This window comes from Paenibacillus sp. FSL R10-2788 (genome assembly GCF_038003885.1).
In the GTDB taxonomy this organism is placed as follows: Bacteria; Bacillota; Bacilli; order Paenibacillales; family Paenibacillaceae; genus Paenibacillus_AQ; species Paenibacillus_AQ odorifer.
The window spans coordinates 5,201,524-5,220,558 of sequence record NZ_JBBOQA010000001.1; the positions used below are offsets into that span (position 1 = coordinate 5,201,524).

The 19,035-nt window shown below is 43.8% G+C and carries 19 protein-coding genes; 4 read left to right on the forward strand and 15 right to left on the reverse strand.

Annotated features, from left to right (window positions below; all coding sequences use genetic code 11):
• Nucleotides 1-273 precede the first annotated feature (273 nt).
• Nucleotides 274-1,596 (reverse strand): 6-phospho-beta-glucosidase, encoded by a 1,323-nt coding sequence (locus NSQ50_RS23150; protein WP_076222852.1) that lies wholly within the window; start codon nt 1,594-1,596, stop codon nt 274-276.
• Nucleotides 1,597-1,754: 158 nt separating this feature from the next.
• On the opposite strand from NSQ50_RS23150, the gene NSQ50_RS23155 reads away from it, so the two are divergent.
• Complete coding sequence (locus NSQ50_RS23155; RefSeq protein ID WP_076222854.1) at nt 1,755-2,720, forward strand: LacI family DNA-binding transcriptional regulator; 966 nt, start codon at nt 1,755-1,757, stop codon at nt 2,718-2,720.
• Nucleotides 2,721-2,790: 70 nt separating this feature from the next.
• Here the strand turns inward: NSQ50_RS23155 and NSQ50_RS23160 are convergent, their stop codons facing one another.
• Nucleotides 2,791-3,213: an Lrp/AsnC family transcriptional regulator gene (locus tag NSQ50_RS23160; protein ID WP_076222857.1), complete on the reverse strand. Its 423-nt coding sequence runs from the start codon at nt 3,211-3,213 to the stop codon at nt 2,791-2,793.
• 163 nt (nt 3,214-3,376) lie between these two features.
• Here NSQ50_RS23160 and NSQ50_RS23165 point away from each other — a divergent pair, with 163 nt between their 5' ends.
• The gene (locus NSQ50_RS23165; protein WP_076222859.1) at nt 3,377-4,138 is read left to right on the forward strand and encodes an MBL fold metallo-hydrolase; all 762 of its coding nucleotides are present in this window, start codon (nt 3,377-3,379) and stop codon (nt 4,136-4,138) included.
• A gap of 134 nt (nt 4,139-4,272) precedes the next feature.
• Here the strand turns inward: NSQ50_RS23165 and NSQ50_RS23170 are convergent, their stop codons facing one another.
• The 6 genes from NSQ50_RS23170 to NSQ50_RS23195 all read right to left on the reverse strand — a co-directional run bounded on the left by NSQ50_RS23170 (nt 4,273) and on the right by NSQ50_RS23195 (nt 7,542).
• Nucleotides 4,273-4,608, reverse strand: a complete 336-nt coding sequence (locus NSQ50_RS23170) for a thioredoxin family protein (RefSeq protein WP_076222861.1) — start codon at nt 4,606-4,608, stop codon at nt 4,273-4,275.
• Nucleotides 4,609-4,646: 38 nt separating this feature from the next.
• Nucleotides 4,647-5,213 carry a TlpA family protein disulfide reductase gene (locus tag NSQ50_RS23175; protein WP_256716993.1) on the reverse strand — a complete coding sequence of 189 codons (567 nt, stop codon included), beginning with the start codon at nt 5,211-5,213 and terminating at the stop codon, nt 4,647-4,649.
• Between the two features lie 9 nt (nt 5,214-5,222).
• Complete coding sequence (locus NSQ50_RS23180; protein WP_081386855.1) at nt 5,223-5,945, reverse strand: cytochrome c biogenesis CcdA family protein; 723 nt, start codon at nt 5,943-5,945, stop codon at nt 5,223-5,225.
• On the reverse strand, nt 5,938-6,621 hold the full coding sequence (locus NSQ50_RS23185) for a hypothetical protein (protein ID WP_076222864.1): 684 nt from the start codon (nt 6,619-6,621) through the stop codon (nt 5,938-5,940). The genes NSQ50_RS23180 and NSQ50_RS23185 overlap by 8 nt, the downstream gene beginning before the upstream one ends.
• A gap of 111 nt (nt 6,622-6,732) precedes the next feature.
• Nucleotides 6,733-7,053, reverse strand: a complete 321-nt coding sequence (gene trxA / locus NSQ50_RS23190; protein WP_076222866.1) for a thioredoxin — start codon at nt 7,051-7,053, stop codon at nt 6,733-6,735.
• Between the two features lie 42 nt (nt 7,054-7,095).
• Nucleotides 7,096-7,542, reverse strand: a complete 447-nt coding sequence (locus NSQ50_RS23195) for an OsmC family protein (RefSeq protein ID WP_076222868.1) — start codon at nt 7,540-7,542, stop codon at nt 7,096-7,098.
• Nucleotides 7,543-7,747: 205 nt separating this feature from the next.
• On the opposite strand from NSQ50_RS23195, the gene NSQ50_RS23200 reads away from it, so the two are divergent.
• Entirely contained in the window at nt 7,748-8,428 is a 681-nt protein-coding gene (locus NSQ50_RS23200; RefSeq protein ID WP_076222870.1) for a GntR family transcriptional regulator, read from the forward strand.
• 174 nt (nt 8,429-8,602) lie between these two features.
• Here the strand turns inward: NSQ50_RS23200 and NSQ50_RS23205 are convergent, their stop codons facing one another.
• A complete protein-coding gene (locus tag NSQ50_RS23205) occupies nt 8,603-9,502 on the reverse strand; it encodes an SDR family oxidoreductase (RefSeq protein WP_340949759.1) in 900 nt (299 codons plus the stop codon).
• A gap of 192 nt (nt 9,503-9,694) precedes the next feature.
• On the opposite strand from NSQ50_RS23205, the gene NSQ50_RS23210 reads away from it, so the two are divergent.
• On the forward strand, nt 9,695-9,982 hold the full coding sequence (locus NSQ50_RS23210) for a winged helix-turn-helix transcriptional regulator (RefSeq protein ID WP_076222989.1): 288 nt from the start codon (nt 9,695-9,697) through the stop codon (nt 9,980-9,982).
• A 51-nt stretch (nt 9,983-10,033) separates the two neighbouring features.
• On the opposite strand, the gene NSQ50_RS23215 is transcribed toward NSQ50_RS23210, so the two are convergent.
• The 6 genes from NSQ50_RS23215 to NSQ50_RS23240 all read right to left on the reverse strand — a co-directional run bounded on the left by NSQ50_RS23215 (nt 10,034) and on the right by NSQ50_RS23240 (nt 19,022).
• Nucleotides 10,034-10,810 (reverse strand): response regulator, encoded by a 777-nt coding sequence (locus tag NSQ50_RS23215; protein WP_076222875.1) that lies wholly within the window; start codon nt 10,808-10,810, stop codon nt 10,034-10,036.
• Nucleotides 10,785-12,551 carry a cache domain-containing sensor histidine kinase gene (locus tag NSQ50_RS23220; protein WP_076222878.1) on the reverse strand — a complete coding sequence of 589 codons (1,767 nt, stop codon included), beginning with the start codon at nt 12,549-12,551 and terminating at the stop codon, nt 10,785-10,787. The genes NSQ50_RS23215 and NSQ50_RS23220 overlap by 26 nt, the downstream gene beginning before the upstream one ends.
• A 117-nt stretch (nt 12,552-12,668) precedes the next feature.
• Entirely contained in the window at nt 12,669-14,270 is a 1,602-nt protein-coding gene (locus NSQ50_RS23225) for an extracellular solute-binding protein (protein WP_179087729.1), read from the reverse strand.
• A gap of 43 nt (nt 14,271-14,313) precedes the next feature.
• Nucleotides 14,314-15,195 carry a carbohydrate ABC transporter permease gene (locus NSQ50_RS23230; RefSeq protein ID WP_076222883.1) on the reverse strand — a complete coding sequence of 294 codons (882 nt, stop codon included), beginning with the start codon at nt 15,193-15,195 and terminating at the stop codon, nt 14,314-14,316.
• A 38-nt stretch (nt 15,196-15,233) separates the two neighbouring features.
• Nucleotides 15,234-16,184 carry an ABC transporter permease gene (locus NSQ50_RS23235; RefSeq protein ID WP_076222886.1) on the reverse strand — a complete coding sequence of 317 codons (951 nt, stop codon included), beginning with the start codon at nt 16,182-16,184 and terminating at the stop codon, nt 15,234-15,236.
• 126 nt (nt 16,185-16,310) lie between these two features.
• Complete coding sequence (locus NSQ50_RS23240) at nt 16,311-19,022, reverse strand: glycosyl hydrolase family 95 catalytic domain-containing protein (protein WP_076222888.1); 2,712 nt, start codon at nt 19,020-19,022, stop codon at nt 16,311-16,313.
• Nucleotides 19,023-19,035: the final 13 nt, after the last annotated feature.

The following is a 19,035-nucleotide window of genomic DNA, read 5'->3' on the forward strand; positions in this document are numbered from 1 at the left end:
CCTACGGCACCAACAAGTGTTTTCACTTATGGAAAGTGGTTCCATCCGAATGCTGCAGGTAATTCGGATGTATTCTTTCGAACAGAATACAAAACGAGCCAGAGAGTCAACTGCCCGGGCTCGTTCTTGTAAAATCCACATAAAGGGAAAGCTCAGCCGTACCGCTTTGGCGATAGCACAACCGGCTATCTAACTCCAAAAATATGGGCCGTCCCAGCCATTTCATAACTTATGGGACAGCCCCTTCGTAATGAATATATATTTAAAACATACTCACTTATAGAATTGAGGAAGGTATTCGCGATGGGCCTCCAACATCTCATCCAGAACAATTTTTGCGGCATCTCCGCTCGTTACAAGAGGATTCAATGTGAAAGCCTGCAGGGCGGTCGCATAATCTCCCGTAACCGCGGCTTCGACTGTGAGCTCTTCCATCGACTTCATTAACTGCAGCAGCCCCCGCTGGGCTGGCGGGAACGCTCCGAAGTGGACCGGCTCCGCCCCATGCGCCGTGATAATACTCGTTACTTCGATGGCACTCTCGTAAGGAAGATCGCTGATCGTGCCTCGATTCCGGGTATTGACCACCATTCTTGTGCCTTTATTGTTGTAAATCGAATTGATGATTTCACAGGCCGCATCGCTGTAATAAGCCCCTCCGCGTTTCTCCAGCTCCTTGGGCTTATAGTCGAGGTTTGGATCTTTGTACAGTTCAAACAAACTCTCCTCCAGGCGCTTGACGACCTGCCCACGGGTTCCTTCTCCGTTTGCCTCTTCCAGTTCCTCTTTCAGCATACTGTCGGTCATGTAGTAGTAACGGTGATAAGGACAAGGCAGCATCTCCAGATGGGCAATTTGTTCAGACAAGAACCGCATTTCTTTAATGTTCTCAACCAATTTTTCCGGCTTGGCGTCCGACCCGTACAATTTATCTATAACCTCGGCCGTAAGCTCTTCGCCGTTTTGGCCATAAACTTTATGCCAATGAAGATGGTTGATGCCGGCAAATTTGAAGAAGAGGTCCTCTTCCTCCTTCTCGATTACAGCTGCCTCGTTCTTGACCGCCATGATCGGAACATTGCATAACCCGATAACTTTCTCCCACTTCCCGTACCGAAGCACAGCTTCCGTAACCATACCTGCAGGATTAGTGAAGTTGATTAGCCAGGCCTCTGGACACAGATCTTTCATATCTTCGACGATCTCAAGAACGACCGGAATGGTACGGAACGCCTTCAGCATGCCACCCGCTCCGTTGGTTTCCTGTCCGATCATGCCGTGTTTAAGAGGAATCATCTCGTCTTTAATTCGCGCTTCCAGCAGCCCTACCCGGAATTGGGTTGTCACGAAGTCAGCATTCTCAAGCGCCAGTCTCCGATCAAGGGTCAGGTGAATGTCGCATTCGATCCCCGCAGCCTTTATCATCCGTTTTGCCATGGCACCTACAATTTCAAGCTTATCTTTACCAGCCTCTATGTCCACCAGCCATAGTTCGCTGACCGGGAGTTCATGATGCCGTTTAATAAATCCTTCGATCAATTCCGGTGTGTAGCTGGAACCGCCGCCGATGGTCACAATCTTCAATTTTTTATTCAATGAGAACGCCTCCTGTATGTGTTAATTCTACTACTCCTCCACATTAATTTATGGAATGCATTACAGGTCAAGCCCACTTTCCTTACATATTGAAGCGGTAAGAAAATTCGATTCTTATCCACTGAATATGCTATCCTTTGATGAAGAGGTGAGAATCCATGACCAATATTCAGGAAATCGCGCGTCTTGCTGGCGTGTCCACAACAACCGTCTCTCGTGTCATCAATCAACACCCTTATGTAAGTGAAACCAAACGTCAAAAAATTCTCGAAATCATTGAACATCTGGATTATGTACCCAACTCCAGTGCCAAGTCCCTTAAAAAAGGAATGACCCGGATTATTGGTGTTTTGACTGGGACGTATACGACCTTATCCACATCATTCATTCAAGCTTTTAACACCATCGCTCAAAAGCATGGGTTCAATGTGATGTTGTTTATTACAAACGGAGATCCTCAGCAAGAACTCGTAGCGCTTGAAATGCTACGCAGTAAGCAGTTGGATGCCTTGGTTTGTCTATTTCGAACCAATGAATGGAATGTAATCGAATCTTATGCCAAGTACGGTCCGATTGTGACTTGGCAGCGGCTTGTGAGCGATACGATTCCCTCAGTCTTCATGGATCAATATCAGGGTTATATGCTAGGACTTGAGTACCTTTACTCCAAAGGATACCGCAGAATCGCGAACGTATTTTCATCAAAAGGATTAAACACTCCGGAACGGATCAGAGCCTATAATGATTTTGCAGCTAAGTATCAAATAAAATCCAATGACTTTCCAGACTTCCACTATAAGCTCAGCATTTTTGATGGAGAAGAGGTTGCAAGATGGTGGATAGAACAGACGAACAGACCGGATGCTATCGCCTGTTCGAACGACAATGTGGCTGCCGGACTTCTCACCGAGCTTCGGCGTGCCGGCTTCACCGCTCCGGTTGACGTCGGCATATTGGGATTCGACAATTCCGAGCTTGCTCATCTGTTAGACCTGACAACTATCCACTATCCTGCAAATGACCAGGCAGAGAATGCCTTTTTGATCATTCTGGATATGCTGGGTCAGCCTGCTCCTAAACCCCGCCTTTTAGAATTTGAATTGATTGAGCGAAAGTCCACCTGAGTCCAATAAACCATAGGCAAAAAATCGGCGTCCTGTCCCCAGCAGAATACGTAGGGGAGCTGACCGCCGATTAATTATCTAACACTCCTTTTTTAATAACCATCGACACTTTGTAGTTCGCATATTCACTCACCTCTCCCAAGAATTCATCTACATGTTTATTAGATGGAAATCTGCACTCCAGAAGATAACACCCATCCCCGCCAATTTTATAATTGTTCAACACAAAGGGCTCTTTCATTTTAATAAAGGCCAACAGCGGTTGGTGATTATGCGTATTTGTATAGAGTGTAATAAAAGCGTGAATAAAACACCCTAATTTGGAATGATTAACTTTTATCGTATACCCTTCAAGCACTCCATTATCCTCCAGTTTCGCAACACGGATTGCGGCTGCTTGCCCGGTCATATGCACTTTCTCCCCTAATTCTTTCATGGTGATACGGCTATTTTTAGATAATTCAGACAGAATAAGAAAATCGGTTTGATCCATGGTAATCCCTCCATTGAAATACGTGAAAATCAAAGCAAGCGTATTTGATATCATTTTCTTTCAAAATTAAAGTTAAATCATCCAAAGACTTGATTTTATATATGTAAGTTAAATGGTCTCCTAGGTACAATAATAATATAACAAAAGAAAAGGAGCTAATTTTATGAAAGTTAGATTGATAAGAAATGCAACTTTGGTTGTTGAATATGCAGGCAAGAAATTTTTGGTTGATCCATTCCTGGCAGAGAAGGGAACTCTTCCGCCATTTCCTGCTTTCACTAAAAATGAACAATATAACCCTTTAGTTCAGTTACCGATATCGCTTGAAGATTTAATTAAGGATGTAGATGCGGTCATTGTTACTCATTTACACTATGACCACTTCGATGAAGCTGCCAAAGAAGTGCTGCCCAAAAACGTGAAAATGTTTGTACAAAATGAAGAAGATGCAACAGAAATCAAAAAAGCCGGCTTCCAGGACATTGAAGTTTTATCGGAGAGCACATCCTTCGAAGGGATCCAATTAGTGAAAACGAAAGGCGAACATGGAAGAGGAGAGATCTTAACCCTGGCGGGAGTAGTTTGTGGTGTTGTTTTTAAACATCCGGATGAGAAAACGTTATATGTCGCCGGAGACACCGTATGGTACGAAGATGTTCAGGAAGAAATCGAAACACACCAGCCGGAAGTCATTGTGGTTAATGGAGGAGATGTCCAGCTCACAGAAGGCGGCTCTTTGATTATGGGAAAAGACGATATTTATGAAGTGCATAAGGCTGCACCTAACGCGGTGATTGTTTCAGTTCACATGGAAGCAGTAAATCACTGGACCTTGTCAAGAGCAGAGTTAAAAAGCTTCCTAAATGAAAAAGGGATTACTTCTAATGTATTCGTGCCGGATGACGGCGAATCTTATACACTATAATATATAGGGATTACTGTTCATTATAAATTCAAATAACAGCAGCCGGAGGTTCCGGCTGCTGTTATTCTTTTGCCATAGCCCCCACCGTATTCAAAAAACGACTCAGCCTTGGCTGAAGCGTCACCATTAGTGAACTATTCATTATAAATCTGATAAATATAGTCCAGCTTTTCCTTCAACAGTGATAAACGAACAAATCGATCTTCTCTCAAATACTCTTTTTGTTCGATGAACAAGAGCATCATCGGAGCACTCAGAATAAGAAACTTTCCTGCTACCTCTTCTACTTTGCTGGCATCAATATGCCCGAGACGGATAATTGGATAATGGGACAGGAGTTCTTTGAGTTTGGGCAACAGTGCATGACAGATGCTGCAATCGGGCTTAGAAATATATAAAAAGCTCAGTTCGTAATCCTTAAGAAAATTCTCGATTTCCCGTAGCGTAGTTAATTCATATACTTCTTTCATTATGAAACCTCATTTCAGTTAACCAAATAGTTTTTTTCTTAACGGATTCTGGATATATATTTTTCCATTATTTCATAGCTGATCGCCCCTTGAAATTTTTCCAGGATGACTCCTTCGGTGTCCAGTAAATATGTTGTGGGGTAAGCAACAACTTGATAAGTTTGCACAACCTCATTCTTCTCGTCCGTAACAATTGGAAAGGTGAGTTGTTGTTCATTAACGAAGGTCTGAACGACTTCCAAATTCTCTTCTGTAAGCGTCATGTTGACCCCCAGAATGACAACATCTTTTGCCTTGAAATCCTGAAAAATATTCTGCATATGAGGCATTTCCACCTGACATGGCGGACACCAGGTAGCCCAAAAATTAATCAATACGATCTTGCCCTTAAAATCAGACAACTGAACTGTAGTCCCCTTTAAGTCCGTAAGCGCAAAGTCCGGCGCCAGCTGTCCCTTCAGGATCCCCGTCCTCAACTGCTTGTTTTCTGACTTCGTTATTTGTATTGTTTCAGAGGGTGATTTTTTGAAATAATCGTAACCGCCATAAACGACAAGTCCTATCAAAACAAGGATTGCAATCAGGTTTTTTCTCAACTGATTCATCACCATCCACTAAAAGTTGATATCCAAAAGTGTGTATTGGGCCAGCCAGGCACTAATTCTCTGCAGTTGTCCGTTAAACAACAAAAATCCCAGACCTATCACTAACCAGCCGTTCAATTTGGACAGAAAAGGAACCCATTTGTTGATTTTTTTCATTAATTGCAGAGAATAAGTCAGTAACCATGAAATCAGCAGGAACGGTACTCCCATTCCAAGGGAATAGACGGTAAGAAGCCCAACGCCATTCCACAGCGTGTCGCTGGACCCAGCCAGAAGTAAGATAGCTGACAATGCCAAGCCCACACAAGGGCTAAAGCCCGCACCAAAGGCCACACCAGTAAACAGTGAACGCACTGCACCATATCTTCTTTTCGTCTTGAATTCTCTTGTCTTACCGGACATCAGTAACCGGAGATTTAGAATCCCCGCCATTTGCATGCCAAAGATAATAATCAATAAGCCGCTTATTTTTTGAATTACATCGCGTTCCCGGGCAAAGAAATGGCCTATAAAACTTGCCGACGCTCCCAGCGTAATAAAAACAAGGCTGAAACCTACTATGAAAAAAAAGGATAGAAAAATCATCTTCCCCCTATTTACAACCAGTTTGCCATCTTGAACGGATGAACCGGTCAATTGAGAAATGAAACCGGGGAGTAACGGAAAAACACAAGGAGATAAAAAGGATAGTACACCTGCGGCAAAGGCCGAGAAAACATTAATATTATTCATCTAACCCTCTCTTTTGCTTGTTATCGGTCAGCCCGCCCATTCCGGCAAGACCCGCAGCGGATATAAGGAAGAATACCTGTTGCTTGTTGAATGATAAAAACCACGTTTGCCGTTCGGAAATAAAAAACCAAAGTACAATATGTCCGATACAGAACCAGACAACGTAAACGAACCTTCTGGCGGCAGGCAAATTTGCTGCTCTTGTAGTCTGTAGAAGTATAAGAAGTACAAGAGCTAGTACTAAGCTTGTCAAATGAAACCATATGTGTTCCACTCCGGTAAGTAGCAATAATATCCTTGAAGCTAAGTAACCCGCCAGCATATATATAATCAAGCCGTCGACCAAAGCCATAAATATTATATTCCGCTTTGAGGCTGCCCTCCAGATATAGACCACTGCTGCCAAAGCTGCCAGCCATGCCCCGCGTTCCCCGCCATCATAATACAGGAGAGAGATCGGACGTCGAATAACCTCTACGGGATAAAACAGCAAATAACTTGCTTTCCAGATAACCATCCATAACCAGAACGCGTTAGTAAGGAGGGGCAACACTTCCTCTTGTACCCTTTGATTCCGATTTTGGTAATGCAGCATCAACCAGCCCGCTGCCCCAAACCAAAAATAGAATATCAGTTGTCCATTTAAGACTAAAGAGCCAACTTGAATATTATGCAATTAGCCACCCCTTTGTTTACAAGCGATGTCAGGATAACAAACATTAATTATTAATAAGGAACCACTGAGTGGCTCCTTTATCTAAAAATGCTCCGTTGGTTTGTTTAAAAATTATTTTCCTGCCGCATTTAGAATTTTATCCTTCAGTACAGATTTCGGATTTATACCGACCATTTGTTCTACCAGCTTACCTTCATTAAACAGCAACAAGGTCGGAATGCTTCGAACGCCAAATTGTATAGCTAATTCCTGCTCATCATCAACATTAACTATAGCGATATTAGCTTGATCCTTTAGCTCATTTGCCAATTCTTCAACAATGGGGAGTTGAACTCGGCATGGCCCACACCAAGGTGCCCAAAAATCAACCAGTGTAACTCCTGATTTAATATGATTTTGAAACGTATCTTTCGTTAAAGCTGTTGCACTCATATGACTTCCTCCTCAAAATGGATAAGTGATTAATGAAGGCTATTAAGCATTTATTGATAATGAGACATCACCGGTAATGGAGATTTGAACTCCGGCTTTTTTAAGCATATTTCCAACCTCGCAGTTTCGGTCGGCCGCTGCAAAGGTTCGATCAACAGATTGAATTTCCTCTTCAGTCCCACCCGCAGGCAGCACAATTACTGGGTAATGGGTGATCTTGAACCCTTCTTCTTTGGAGACACTTGCTTCCGAATGCATTTCCAGACTTTCTACAGCAAGATTTCTTGCCTCTAGCATGCTTACAAGGGTCAACATAAAGCATGTTGCAGCGGAAGTGACTAGCAGTTCCTTCGGCTCAGTACCTTCACCAGTACCGCCGAAGGATTGGGGAACAGCAATTTCTGTTTTTAGATAGCCTGCTTCGACTTTCCCACTCCCACTTTTATTCCCGTTCCATTCCATTTTGAGTGTCGTTTTTGTCTGATCCATAACTCACCTCTCCTTATTTTTAGTTAACTAGTTAAATAGTTAATTAGTTATTTATTATTAAAGTAAATCTTTCTCTGTGATTTGTCAAGCCTTCTCCATCAACTAGTAATCCAGAGCTTGAATGCTTGATTTTTATCATTTTCTTCATTAAGCTGTAAATATCCAAATCCATAGACAACCAACCAAGAAAGCGGGTCGTATAAAGATGGAAAACTCAGGCTTGCTTTTTAATATCGATCCCGATTCTCCCTTGCCGATTCATATACAGATCAAAGAACAGATCAAATGGCTTATAGGGAAAGGCCTACTCCATTCGGGAGATGTGCTTCCTTCCACCAATCAATTGGCCGAGCAGTTGTCGATTAACCGGAACACTATTCAAAGTGTATATACACAATTGAAAGAAGAGGGACTTCTGCTGATGCAAAAGGGGCGGGGAACGCAAGTTGCCGACGAAGAACACATCCAGCGCTTTAAAGCTAATAATCTTCATTTTTCCTTTGTGGAGCAAATGATTGACGAAGCCCACAAAATGAATTTTTCAATAGACGACCTGCTGCTGTCCGGATTCGCTTATGTACATTTGTTTGGCCAGCATCAAAAAAGGAAGCGGCGTTTTCTTTTCATTGAATGCAAGGCAAGCTCCTGCATCTTTTATCTGGATGAAATCAAGAGATTAACTTCTGCCGAAATTCACACGATCGATATTTCATCGGTCCCGAACGAGGACCTGATTCAGGCTGTTCAACAAGCGGATGTGATCATTACAAGAAGCGACCTGGCTGAACAAATGAGAACCTTTATTGATGATGCCCAAAAAACAGTCATTTCCGTCGGCTCTACCAATGACGTCTCATTACTGCTTAACATGATAAGACAGCCGTGACCAGATCTGCATTAATTGACAAAATTCAGCCAAATCACAAATAACCACTACTCTCGTAGTGGTTATTGTTACGCTATAGCTCACTTGCTGATCTCGGCGATCGTCTGTCTCCCCTCCCGGTATAGACAGAACTTGCTTTTCTCTGCAAATGGATTGCCCTCGAATCCTATGTTGTTATTGTGCGAAAAATCCATTCTGCACAGCTTGTTTCACCCACTTTTGGAGCGGAGTGCCCGGTGTAGCAGAACGCAACTCGTCGCTGACTTGGTCTGGCTTGGGAAGTAATTGAAAATGAGAATTTAATCCAAGCCATTTGTAGGAGTCGGCGAGGCCTTTTGCTGTTTCCTTGCCTAGCATTGGAGATAATGCTTCTTCGAACGCTTCCACAGGGAGCGAGTAAAACTGTATTTTTCGATTTAATGTGGCACTAAATTGCTCTGCCAGCTGATTTCCAGTTAGCGCCTCAGGTCCTACGATAGGCAATGTCTTCCCCGCCAGTTCTGGGTGGTTAAGTGCATATACGCTGTAAGCGGCTGCATCCTCCATACTAATCCATGCGACTGCAGAATCAGCAGGTACAGGGTAAGCCAGTGTTTGGTTGTCTACAACGCCGGGGATAAGGAAGTTTTCCATATAAAATGTAGGTTGAAGGATGATAGTCGGAATGCCACTTTGCTTCACATAAGCGATCAATTCCTTCTTAATATCATAAGCAGCAACACCTGTAACATCATCTGTAAAGAAACCGCTGGTATTAAAAACAAGGAGTTTAACATTGGCTTCTTTGGCAGCATCGACGGTATTACGGATGAATTGTCGATTACGCTCCAAGTCGTAGTCCACCGGCAGCACCAGGAATACTTTGTTGACACCGTGATGAGCAGGAGTTAGGCTGCTAGCATCTGTTAGATCGCCAACAAAGGCAGTAATGCCCTGCTCTTGAAGCTGAGCGGCCTTGTCCGAATTTCTTACGATTGTATGAACGGCGTGTCCTTCTTTCAGAAGCTTGCTGGCGACAGCCCCTCCTTGTACGCCGCCTGCTCCATATACTAATATCTTATCCTTAGTTGTCATTTTTTCATCATCCTTCCGTTTACTAAAAGTAATTTAGTGACTATAGTTAAATAATATAGGTTTAAATTCAATAATGTAAGTACGCACATGAAGGATATATAGTATCCTTAAGGATACCTAAAAAAGGAGATAATCAGAGTGGATAATCAAGACTCACATTGCTCACAATGTCCGGTTGAATTTACAGTCAATATGATTGGGGGCAAGTATAAGCTGCTCATTCTGCACAAGCTTTCGCTTCTCGGCGTGCGACGGTTTAATGAATTAAGAAAAGAATTCCCCAATATTACGCAGCGCACACTCACTCGCCAGCTGCGTGAGCTCGAAAACGATGGGCTGATTAACCGGCAGGTGTATTCTGAAATTCCACCCAAGGTAGAGTATTCTTTGTCAGAGACCGGGAAGAGCCTTCATTCTATACTGTATCAGATAGAGGAATGGGGCTTGAACTATATGGCAAATAATCCAAAAGAATCATAGGCCATGGCAAGAATGTCTCAGTGCTCATCTTATCCATGGTCTGCGTCTCCTTTAAAAAAATAGAGAATTTGAGTCTGATTGCATTTTCCGGTCCCTGAACTGTCCCGGAGTTTCATCATTAAATTTGCGAAACACTTTATAAAAAGTCCGCTGGTTCTCATACCCTACCATTCTGGCTATCGTATCCAGCGACAAATTCTTCATGCTAGCCATCATAACCTTAGCCTTACCTATCCTTACCTGGTTTATATATTGCACGAAAGTATTTCCGGTTTCCCGCTTAAACATCTGTCCAAGGTACACTGGGTGCAAATTCAGGTATGCCGCCGCATCAGATAAAGAAATATCCTTCATGTAACTTTGCTCTATATAGGCTTTTAGCAATTTAATATGTTCGTTCTGCGAGGTGCCCATTTCTTCAAGAGGATTTCCAGATACCGCTATAATTTCACGTTCTTGAATCAGTTCACATGCTGTTCTTCTTAGAATCTCAGCTAATTCCACCTGTTTAATTGGCTTAAGTAAGTACTCTATTACCTGCAATTTAACAGCTTTGCGTGCATAGTCGAATACATCGTGCCCAGTCAGGATAATGAAGCGCTTTATATTCTTTTGCTGCGCTCGCCGAATTAGCTCCAGACCGTCTATTTCTGGCATATGGATATCTGTAATGATTAAATCCGGACGGGCAAGTTCTATTCGTTCCAGCGCTTCGATGCTATCACGAGCCGTTATAATTTGCCTGAACGCTGTCTTTTCTTCCTCAATCATATCTCGCAAACCTTCCAGAATGATTGGCTCATCATCCACAATCAGTAGTTTGAGCATTGAAGTATTCCTCCTTCAGCAGCAGTTTAAGGCAACAAACCGTCTCTTTGCCGGGAGTACTTATTATTCCAAGCGATGATTCTTTACCGTAATACGCCTTGACCCGTTCAGCCACATTACTAAGCCCGATGCCTGTCGTCTTATGCTTCGCTTCATGCTTGGTGATACTGCCCTCCAGCAACCGCTGAAGAGACTTCAACTGCTGCTCCGATATCCCGGAACCGTTGTCGGCTACCTCAATCCACACATATCCATGTTTTCTTGCTAGCCGCAACGCAATCCGCTTACTTCCCCTGTTCTTGGACAAGCCATGGATCATACTGTTCTCGACAAGCGGCTGCAGGATAAATCTGGGACAAGGCAACGATAATAGCGTCTCCTCTACCTGGAACTCCACCTCAAGGTCACTCATACGGATTTGATGTATTGCGATATAGGTGCTTACATGATCCAACTCATCTCGAAGCGTCGTATGTTCCGACTTTGACAGACTGTAGCGGAACAAATTGCCGAGAGAAAGCGCCATCTCAGCTACTTTATAATCCTTATTCGACCTGGCAAGCATTCGCATCGTTTCCAGGGTATTATATAGAAAATGAGGTTGAATTTGTGCCTGCAGCATTTTGAAATCTGCTTCTTTCTTGAGCATCTCCACCTTTTGAACATGGTTTACTAATTCATCCATGCGGCTGATCATTTCATTATAGTTCGTGATCAGGAAGCCTATTTCGTCTTTCCCGGCTTTCCCCTTAACGGGGTTGTTCAGGAACTCTGGCTCCACTCTGCGCATATGACGTGAGAGCCGGACGATTCGCTTGGTTAGCGAAGAGACGATCCAAAAGTACAGAGCGGACAACAACGCCAGCAGCGCCAAACCGCAAGCTACCCATAACTGTTTTACCCTCAGAAATTCGAATAAAGCTGCCCGTTTATTCACCTCGATAATCGTCAGCCCCAGCTTTGGAATATGAACGGAATTAATCAAAAGTCGATCATGGTCGGCAAGAAATCCTCCCAAGGATTCATTTCCAAACGGCTGGACAATGGAGCGTATTTGCTCATCTGACAGCTTCGTATTCATGACATAGCTAATCATCTTTCCTTGACGATCAAGCACCATTATTGCATTATTCGGATGTACTTGAGTCAAGGCCGACACGAATTGATCTAACATTGCAGGGTCGACACTTATCTGAATAATACCTAGATCAGTAATATAGGAATTACTGTACAGCTTCTGGAAATAACTCAGTGTCGGGGCGGCAGGATCGAAAGAATGCTTCCATAGTCCCTGGGCCGGACGCAATTCTTCTACTTCATCAGGAGTTAGAAATCCCCCTATATCACGATAGTTCTGAAAACCGGGAGCCCCGAGTAGCCGTTTCTGAGATTTGGGATAGACGGTAAGATTTTGTACTAAAGGATCTGCCAGATAAGCAAACGAAAATGCCGGATTAATTTCTTTTAAATACGAGTAGATCAAATCACGGTCATCCACAAACTCTCCTTGCAAAAAATCAATTAAAGCTGCATTGTTTTGATAAATCGAAGTAAGTGATTCCAGCTTAGCCAGGCTTGAATCCAGATTGGATGCAGTTTGCTCCAAATTTTGCTGGTTTACAAGTTGATATTGGGTGAGCATTTTGTCATACAGCTGAACATAGGAGAAAAGAGCAAAGAACAGAAATGGAAGCACAATGAGGAGAATGTAACCTAAGTACATTTTTGTACGTATACGCATATCACATACCTCCCCGCTGTCTATTATGATATTTTAACGCAATGAGCTCATACAGGATTAGCACGGCACCTTGAGCCTGCATCCTGTATGAGCGGTATAGTGACTGTATGTTACTAATTACTTCGTTAACTGATCATACTTCTGCTTAAGAGGACCGTACTGCGCAGTTGCCCATTCTTCAAGCTTGCTCATTCCGATTTTTTCGGCTTTTTTGATCAGCTCGTCGAAGGCAGCCTGAGCTTCAGCTTCTGTAGCAGCCAGATAGATCTTAGTGACCTCCGTTTTCACCATATTATCAATATTCGTGCGGATAATCTGTTCAGGTGAATCCGTGTCAGGATTAATCATACCTATCGCCGGATTAAACTTAATTATTGGTGAGTACTTCTCTCCCTGCCGTGTCGTTTCCGAGCCTTCTTTATAAGATGTCAATGCCATTCCTACACCAGTCTCAGTAGGCACCCCCCACCAGTACACCCCTTTTTTCTTCAGTAGCTCGAGGTCGTTAATATCATAATTGAATTCCGGATACCCGGCTGCGTTCCAGCTCCAATCCTTGCCCTCTACGCCCCACTCTGCTGTTCTCCAACCTTCCTCTGAGAATAGATATTTCAAAAATTTGACGGTCGCTTCCACATTTTTATTACTCTTGGTGACATACATTCCCAGCCCGCCGGTTCCTGAGCTTAGAATGGAAGCCTCTGGTCTAAGCGGTTCGGCCAATTGAACAAAGCTGATACCGTTGTCTTTGTTATCCGCATTGAGGCGTTCTGCCCCGGAATAGGTCCAGGTATAGGCGAAGCCCTTCCCGGCCGCCATCATTTGCTCTGTCTCCGTCTCATTCTTATAGGCAAAATTCTCGGATGTTATATATCCGTTCCGATATAGGCTATTCATATACAGCATCGACTTGCGTACAGCATCTTGTCTCAGGTAGTAAACAATCTTCCCATTCTCGTCCACAAAACCTCCATAAGCACCGAATTGTGCATCGAAATATGGCCTTTGCCAGTTAGGATTAAGAATTAAAGGCGTCATCTCAGGGTATTTCTCTTTGACAGTTGCAAACACATTATCAAGATCTTCCAGCGACTTAATGGACGGATTACCCATTTCCTCCAGAACATCCTTGCGCATAGCTAACCCGGGAACCATCATATGGGCATAAGGGTTAGCCTTCCACTCTGATTCAGGAGAAAAGTCATTGCGAATGGCGTAATAATTCCCGTCACTCACAGTATTCACAAGTTCCTTTACTGGATCGAACTTCACATCAGGAGCATATTTAGGAAATATTTCATTATACGGCCAGCTTAGATTACCATCGGACATTAGCTTGAAGTTAAAAGAAACAATGATATCCGGGAGATCCCCTGAAGCTACCATCAGTGCCAATTGCTTATCGTCCGTGGCAACCGTAATTTTCGGCTTCACTCCAATAGCTTTAGTGATCATTTCCGGGATTTCCCCGGACCAGTCCTGAAAAGGATACCATGTTGCATCAACGAACATAGTCAGCTCCACCGGCTGATGGTCGCGCCCTTTGTCAGTACTGGAATTTGTTGAGTTCTGATCACCTGCTTCTCCGCTATTCTGTCCATTGTCGGTCGATGATGCAACACCACTCAGATCCCCATTTTGGCTGCATGCTGAAAGTACGCCCGCTACCAAAAGTACCGCCAGTATCAGCTTAAATAGCATACGTGAGCTTTTCTCCATCTTTCTTTCCCCCATTCATGTAATTTTGGAAATTACCGGATGTTTAACCTTTTACCGAGCCGAGCATCATCCCCGAAACAAAGTACTTTTGCAGAAACGGATAGACCCCGAGAATTGGAATAATAGACACCACCATTGCCGTCGCCTGAATAGAGAAGGGAGTAACCTTAGCTCTGGACATCGAAGCCGCTGCGGCATCCCCCGTGGGTACCATGGACTGATTGATCACCTGCATCATCCGATAAGTAAGCGTTCTCAAGTTCTCGTTCTGAACGAAATATGCAGAGTCGAGCCAGGAGTTCCACTGTCCGGAGCCAATGAATAAGCTCATCGTTGCCATCAGCGGCATGGAGACAGGTACAACGATGCTGATGAATATCCTCAGTTCGCTTGCTCCGTCAATCCGTGCAGATTCTCCTAGTTCATCTGGAATTTCACGAAAGAAAGAGATGGCTATCAGCAGGAAGAACAAATTCAGCATGCTGGGAATCACGTATACCCCGAATGTGTTAATCAGCCCGAGGCTTTTGAGCACAATGTAGAAAGCAATCAGTCCGCCCGAGAAATTCATCGCTACTACCACGATAAAAAAATACGTTTTTCTAAACATCAAATCGCGCTTCGCAAGCCCATATGCAACCATACTGGTGAAAAACACTGCGAGCACCGTTCCCACTATCGTCCGTAGGATCGAAACCAGAAAAGCATTTACCCATTTTGGATCTTCAATAAAGTAGATGTAATTCCCCAGGGTGAACTCCCTCGGCCATAAATACATTCCTCCTAGATTAGAATCAGATCCTGAATTAAACGTAATGATAAGAATGTAATAGAAGGGGTACAGCGTAATAAACACAATGATTAATAAAATGGCCGTAATCAGAATGTCCAGTATCCAATCCTCCATCGTTCTTTTCCTGCGCATGGCTTCACTGCCTTTTCTGTTTGAGTAATGACTCTAGGCTAGAACAAACCGGTTCCCGAGAACCGCTTGGCGATAAAGTTGCTGGTGAAGATCAGGAATACCGAGATTACCGACTGCATAAGGTCAATCGCTGTGGCAAAAGAGAACCGTCCCTGGGCTAGACCAACCGAAAATGCATAGGTCTGGATAATCTGCGACTTCTCATTGTTGAGCGGATTCCCCAGCAGCATTGACTGTTCGAAATTTGACCCTACCAATCCGCCTCCCAGAATACTGCCGATGGTCAGAATGAGCACTACTATGCTGGCACTTTTAAGCCCCGGCAAGGTAATGTACAGAATTCGTTTAAGTCTGCCAGCCCCGTCAATCTCCGCTGCCTCATACAATGCTGGATCAATGCCAGCCAAAGCTGCCAGAAAAATAATGGTCCACCAGCCTGCCTCCTTCCAGATCGCAGTCATAACCGCCAAGCCATAGAACGAATCAGGATCGGTCAGGATTTGTACAGGTTCCTTGATAATATGCAGCGATAGCATCAACTCATTAAAAATTCCAAAACCGGATGAAAAGAAAGCGTATGCAATGCCAGTTACTACAACCCAGGAAATGAAATGTGGCAGGTAACTTACGGTCTGTACAAACCTTTTAAAAAATACGTGTTTGACCTCGCTAAGCATAATCGCAAACAGAATCGGAATCGGATACGAAAAAATCACTTTCAGTACACTGAGTATTAACGTATTGCGCACCAGGCTTGGAAAGTTGTAATCGTTAATCAACTCTCTGAAATGCGATAATCCTGCCCAGGAACTGGTGAAGATACCTTCAATACCAGTAGAAATTTTGTAATTCTTGAAGGCGATGATAATGCCGAACATCGGAATGTAACTGAAGACCAGCAGAAACAGAATCCCAAGTCCTACGAACAAATGAAAGGGTAGCTGTTTGTGTAAACGTTTTAGAAATAGCTCTTCTTGAATGATGTCCACCTCCTTGACGGCTAATAGATTAACTCGCTTTCTAGGTTAAATTATAGGTTCCTCATGCCGTCATGAACACAGTTCATTTCCAATAAAGAGATGTCCATTTTCAAGGTGGTCACAGTTGGACTGGTCCTACAATTGAAATGCCACTGTAACCTCGGTACCTTCACTAAGTGTTAACTGAATATATTTCCCGCGTAAGTCCTGTTGTACATCCGCTTTACTTCCGTCGATCTTGGCCTCAGTCCAAGATAGTCCCACCCTTATTCGGATGGTATTTTCATTCTTGCTGGAACGCAGTAATACATGCACCGTTTTGGCGGAAAGATTCCAGGATAATGCCTTGACTTCGACCCAGGTTCTTGCCATAAGCCCATCTATAGAACCCTTTGTCCAATCGGATGGCAATGCCGGAAGAACCTCTATTTCACCCGTATTCGAGAATAACAGCGCTTCATTAATGGCTCCCACAGTACCGAAAGAGGTATCTGTGCAATAACAATTGCATCTTCTGTTTGAATCATGATCTGTCATTAAGGAGCTGTAATAACCCGCATCCCTCATCATGGGAAGAAATGCCGAGAGCACTCCGTCACCATTTTTCAGCCTAGCTTGAACTAGCGCCTTATGCATCCAACCATGCCCGGCGGTATCGTCGACAGTATTAAATCGGTCTCTATTGTCAATCGCTATCTTTGCTGCCCGCTTTAACTCCGGATCGGTTTGTGTTTCATAGGCTGGCCATGCCACATAAAGATGGCTCAAATGCCGATGATTGTTATTTTCCGTGTACTCACTCATAGCCCATTCGCGCAAAGCACCATCATAGTCATATTTATAATTTGGCAGCAACTCAAGCAATGCTGTCCACTTAGCTATGGCTGTTTCATAACCATCGCGCTTGACTGCCTTTTCCATGGAGATAACCATAGATAGACCATCCCGTGCAGCTGAAATGTCCATGGTGGCATTCGCCGTGATTGTACTGTTATATCCGATGGGGTGATTCTCTGGAGAATATGTGGGAATAATTAGGTATTTCTCTCCTGAATTCAAAGTCTTTTTGTCACACTGGTAGCATGCCTTGCCGTTGACATCCATGTAATATTCCGGTGTACAGATCTGCTGCCAAAAGTTTGCCTGCTTGGTAAGCAAGGGAAGCAGGATATCTTCCGCAAGATCCAGATAGCCTTTGTCTAACAGCTGTGTGAACTCCTCATCGCTCATGCCTCCATCTTGTACACTCAGAATAGTCTGCAGTTCATGAATCCGCATATTCTCATGAAGCGGTATCTTTGGGTTGCCGTAACACTGCCAGTATTCATAAATGGGCAGAAGGCACCAGCTTGCCCCCGCGTTCCAGTATTCAAACGGATAATCATTGTCATATTCCACATGCATCCCGCGATCGCCGTCAGAGTTAACTGAAACCTGCAGTGCATCGTGCATTCCGTACGCCATCCGCGCATTGTATTCAAAGTCGGGAGTATTTCTCAGGAAAAAAGTAATATATCCGAGCTGTGCTTGAGTTAAATGGCCTGTATTCATGGAGGCAACCTGCAGATTCACATTAGCATCAAGCGTATAAATCCCCCGCCAGCCAGGATTCCACTCCCCGGTCCACATTCCATATAAGCGTGGTGCACTGGTACCGCTGCAACAGATCATGGCATACCGTCCCTGGTTATACACCTGCTCCATAAAAGCATGATTGACTCTTCCCGGAGTTGATTTCTGCGTAGTGATTAAGGTCTGGTTATCTGAATTTTTGTAGTGGTCGTCGCCATTAATACTGAAGCTCACTGCATTAAACTCTACTGAATGCTTCCTCGTATGGGCAGCTAGAGCTGCATCATAATTGAATTGACCGTCTGAGGCCAAATATTTTTGCACAACCGCATTTATATCTTGATAGAGTTGGTCTACGATATTGTATTGTGTCATTTCAGCAAATTCTTCGATTCTCCCCATAGAATGAGTTCTGCTTGAGCGCGTAATTAAATATACGGCATCAGCGTCCTTAATCTGAATGACCGGATTTGGTTCTCGCCCAACATTGATCCGTTCATGACTGCCAGCCATCAGCATTCTCTTCTTGGTTCCGTTTACAACAACAACCTGAGTCAAGCCAGCGTATCCGCCGTAAGCTAGTTCACTTCCCTGATACACGGGATAATGAGCAACCTGGGCGAGATAATTCGCAACGGAGTCCACCAGCTTCTTATACTGCAGCTCTCTCAGCTCGATGTGGCCTTCGTTCGCTCCGCTTATTGTGGAGATGTCATCAATGGAGAGGGTTATATTAATTTTTGTGCCTGTAGAAGATGCTGTGATCTTGGTAAAAGTTACATTATCCTCACGGGACGTAAAGGAGGTGCGGACCCATTCCCCATTCTCATCGCTGTATCGTACCCCAGTCTCTGCTGTTTCATAATTCGTCCATCTCTCATAACCACCCAGATTTCCTTGGGAAGGTATACTGAATCGGAGTTGGTGTCCAGGATGGTAGCTATAATAAAAGGTTCTGATCCTTGTGGAACCGGTTTTATTCGTAATCTTCCATTTATCGTTCTGCTTAAAAACATTTTGTCTGGCATCAGTCAGCTGCTCCGTCAATTCTTCGGGAATCACTCTTGGATCTTTGGAAGGATAGTTAAAGGACATATTCTGAAAAATAAAACTGTCCGCATACGGCGAACCTGAAGTAATATATCCGTTCTCCCCGTTTCCGCTAACCATACCCTCCCGCCATGCATTTCCGGGATTAACAGCGGGAACTTCCGTGTAGGTGTTTGCATAATTTCCTTTCTTATACAAACGTATTGTTTCCGGTAAACTGGTCATAAGATCTCCTCCT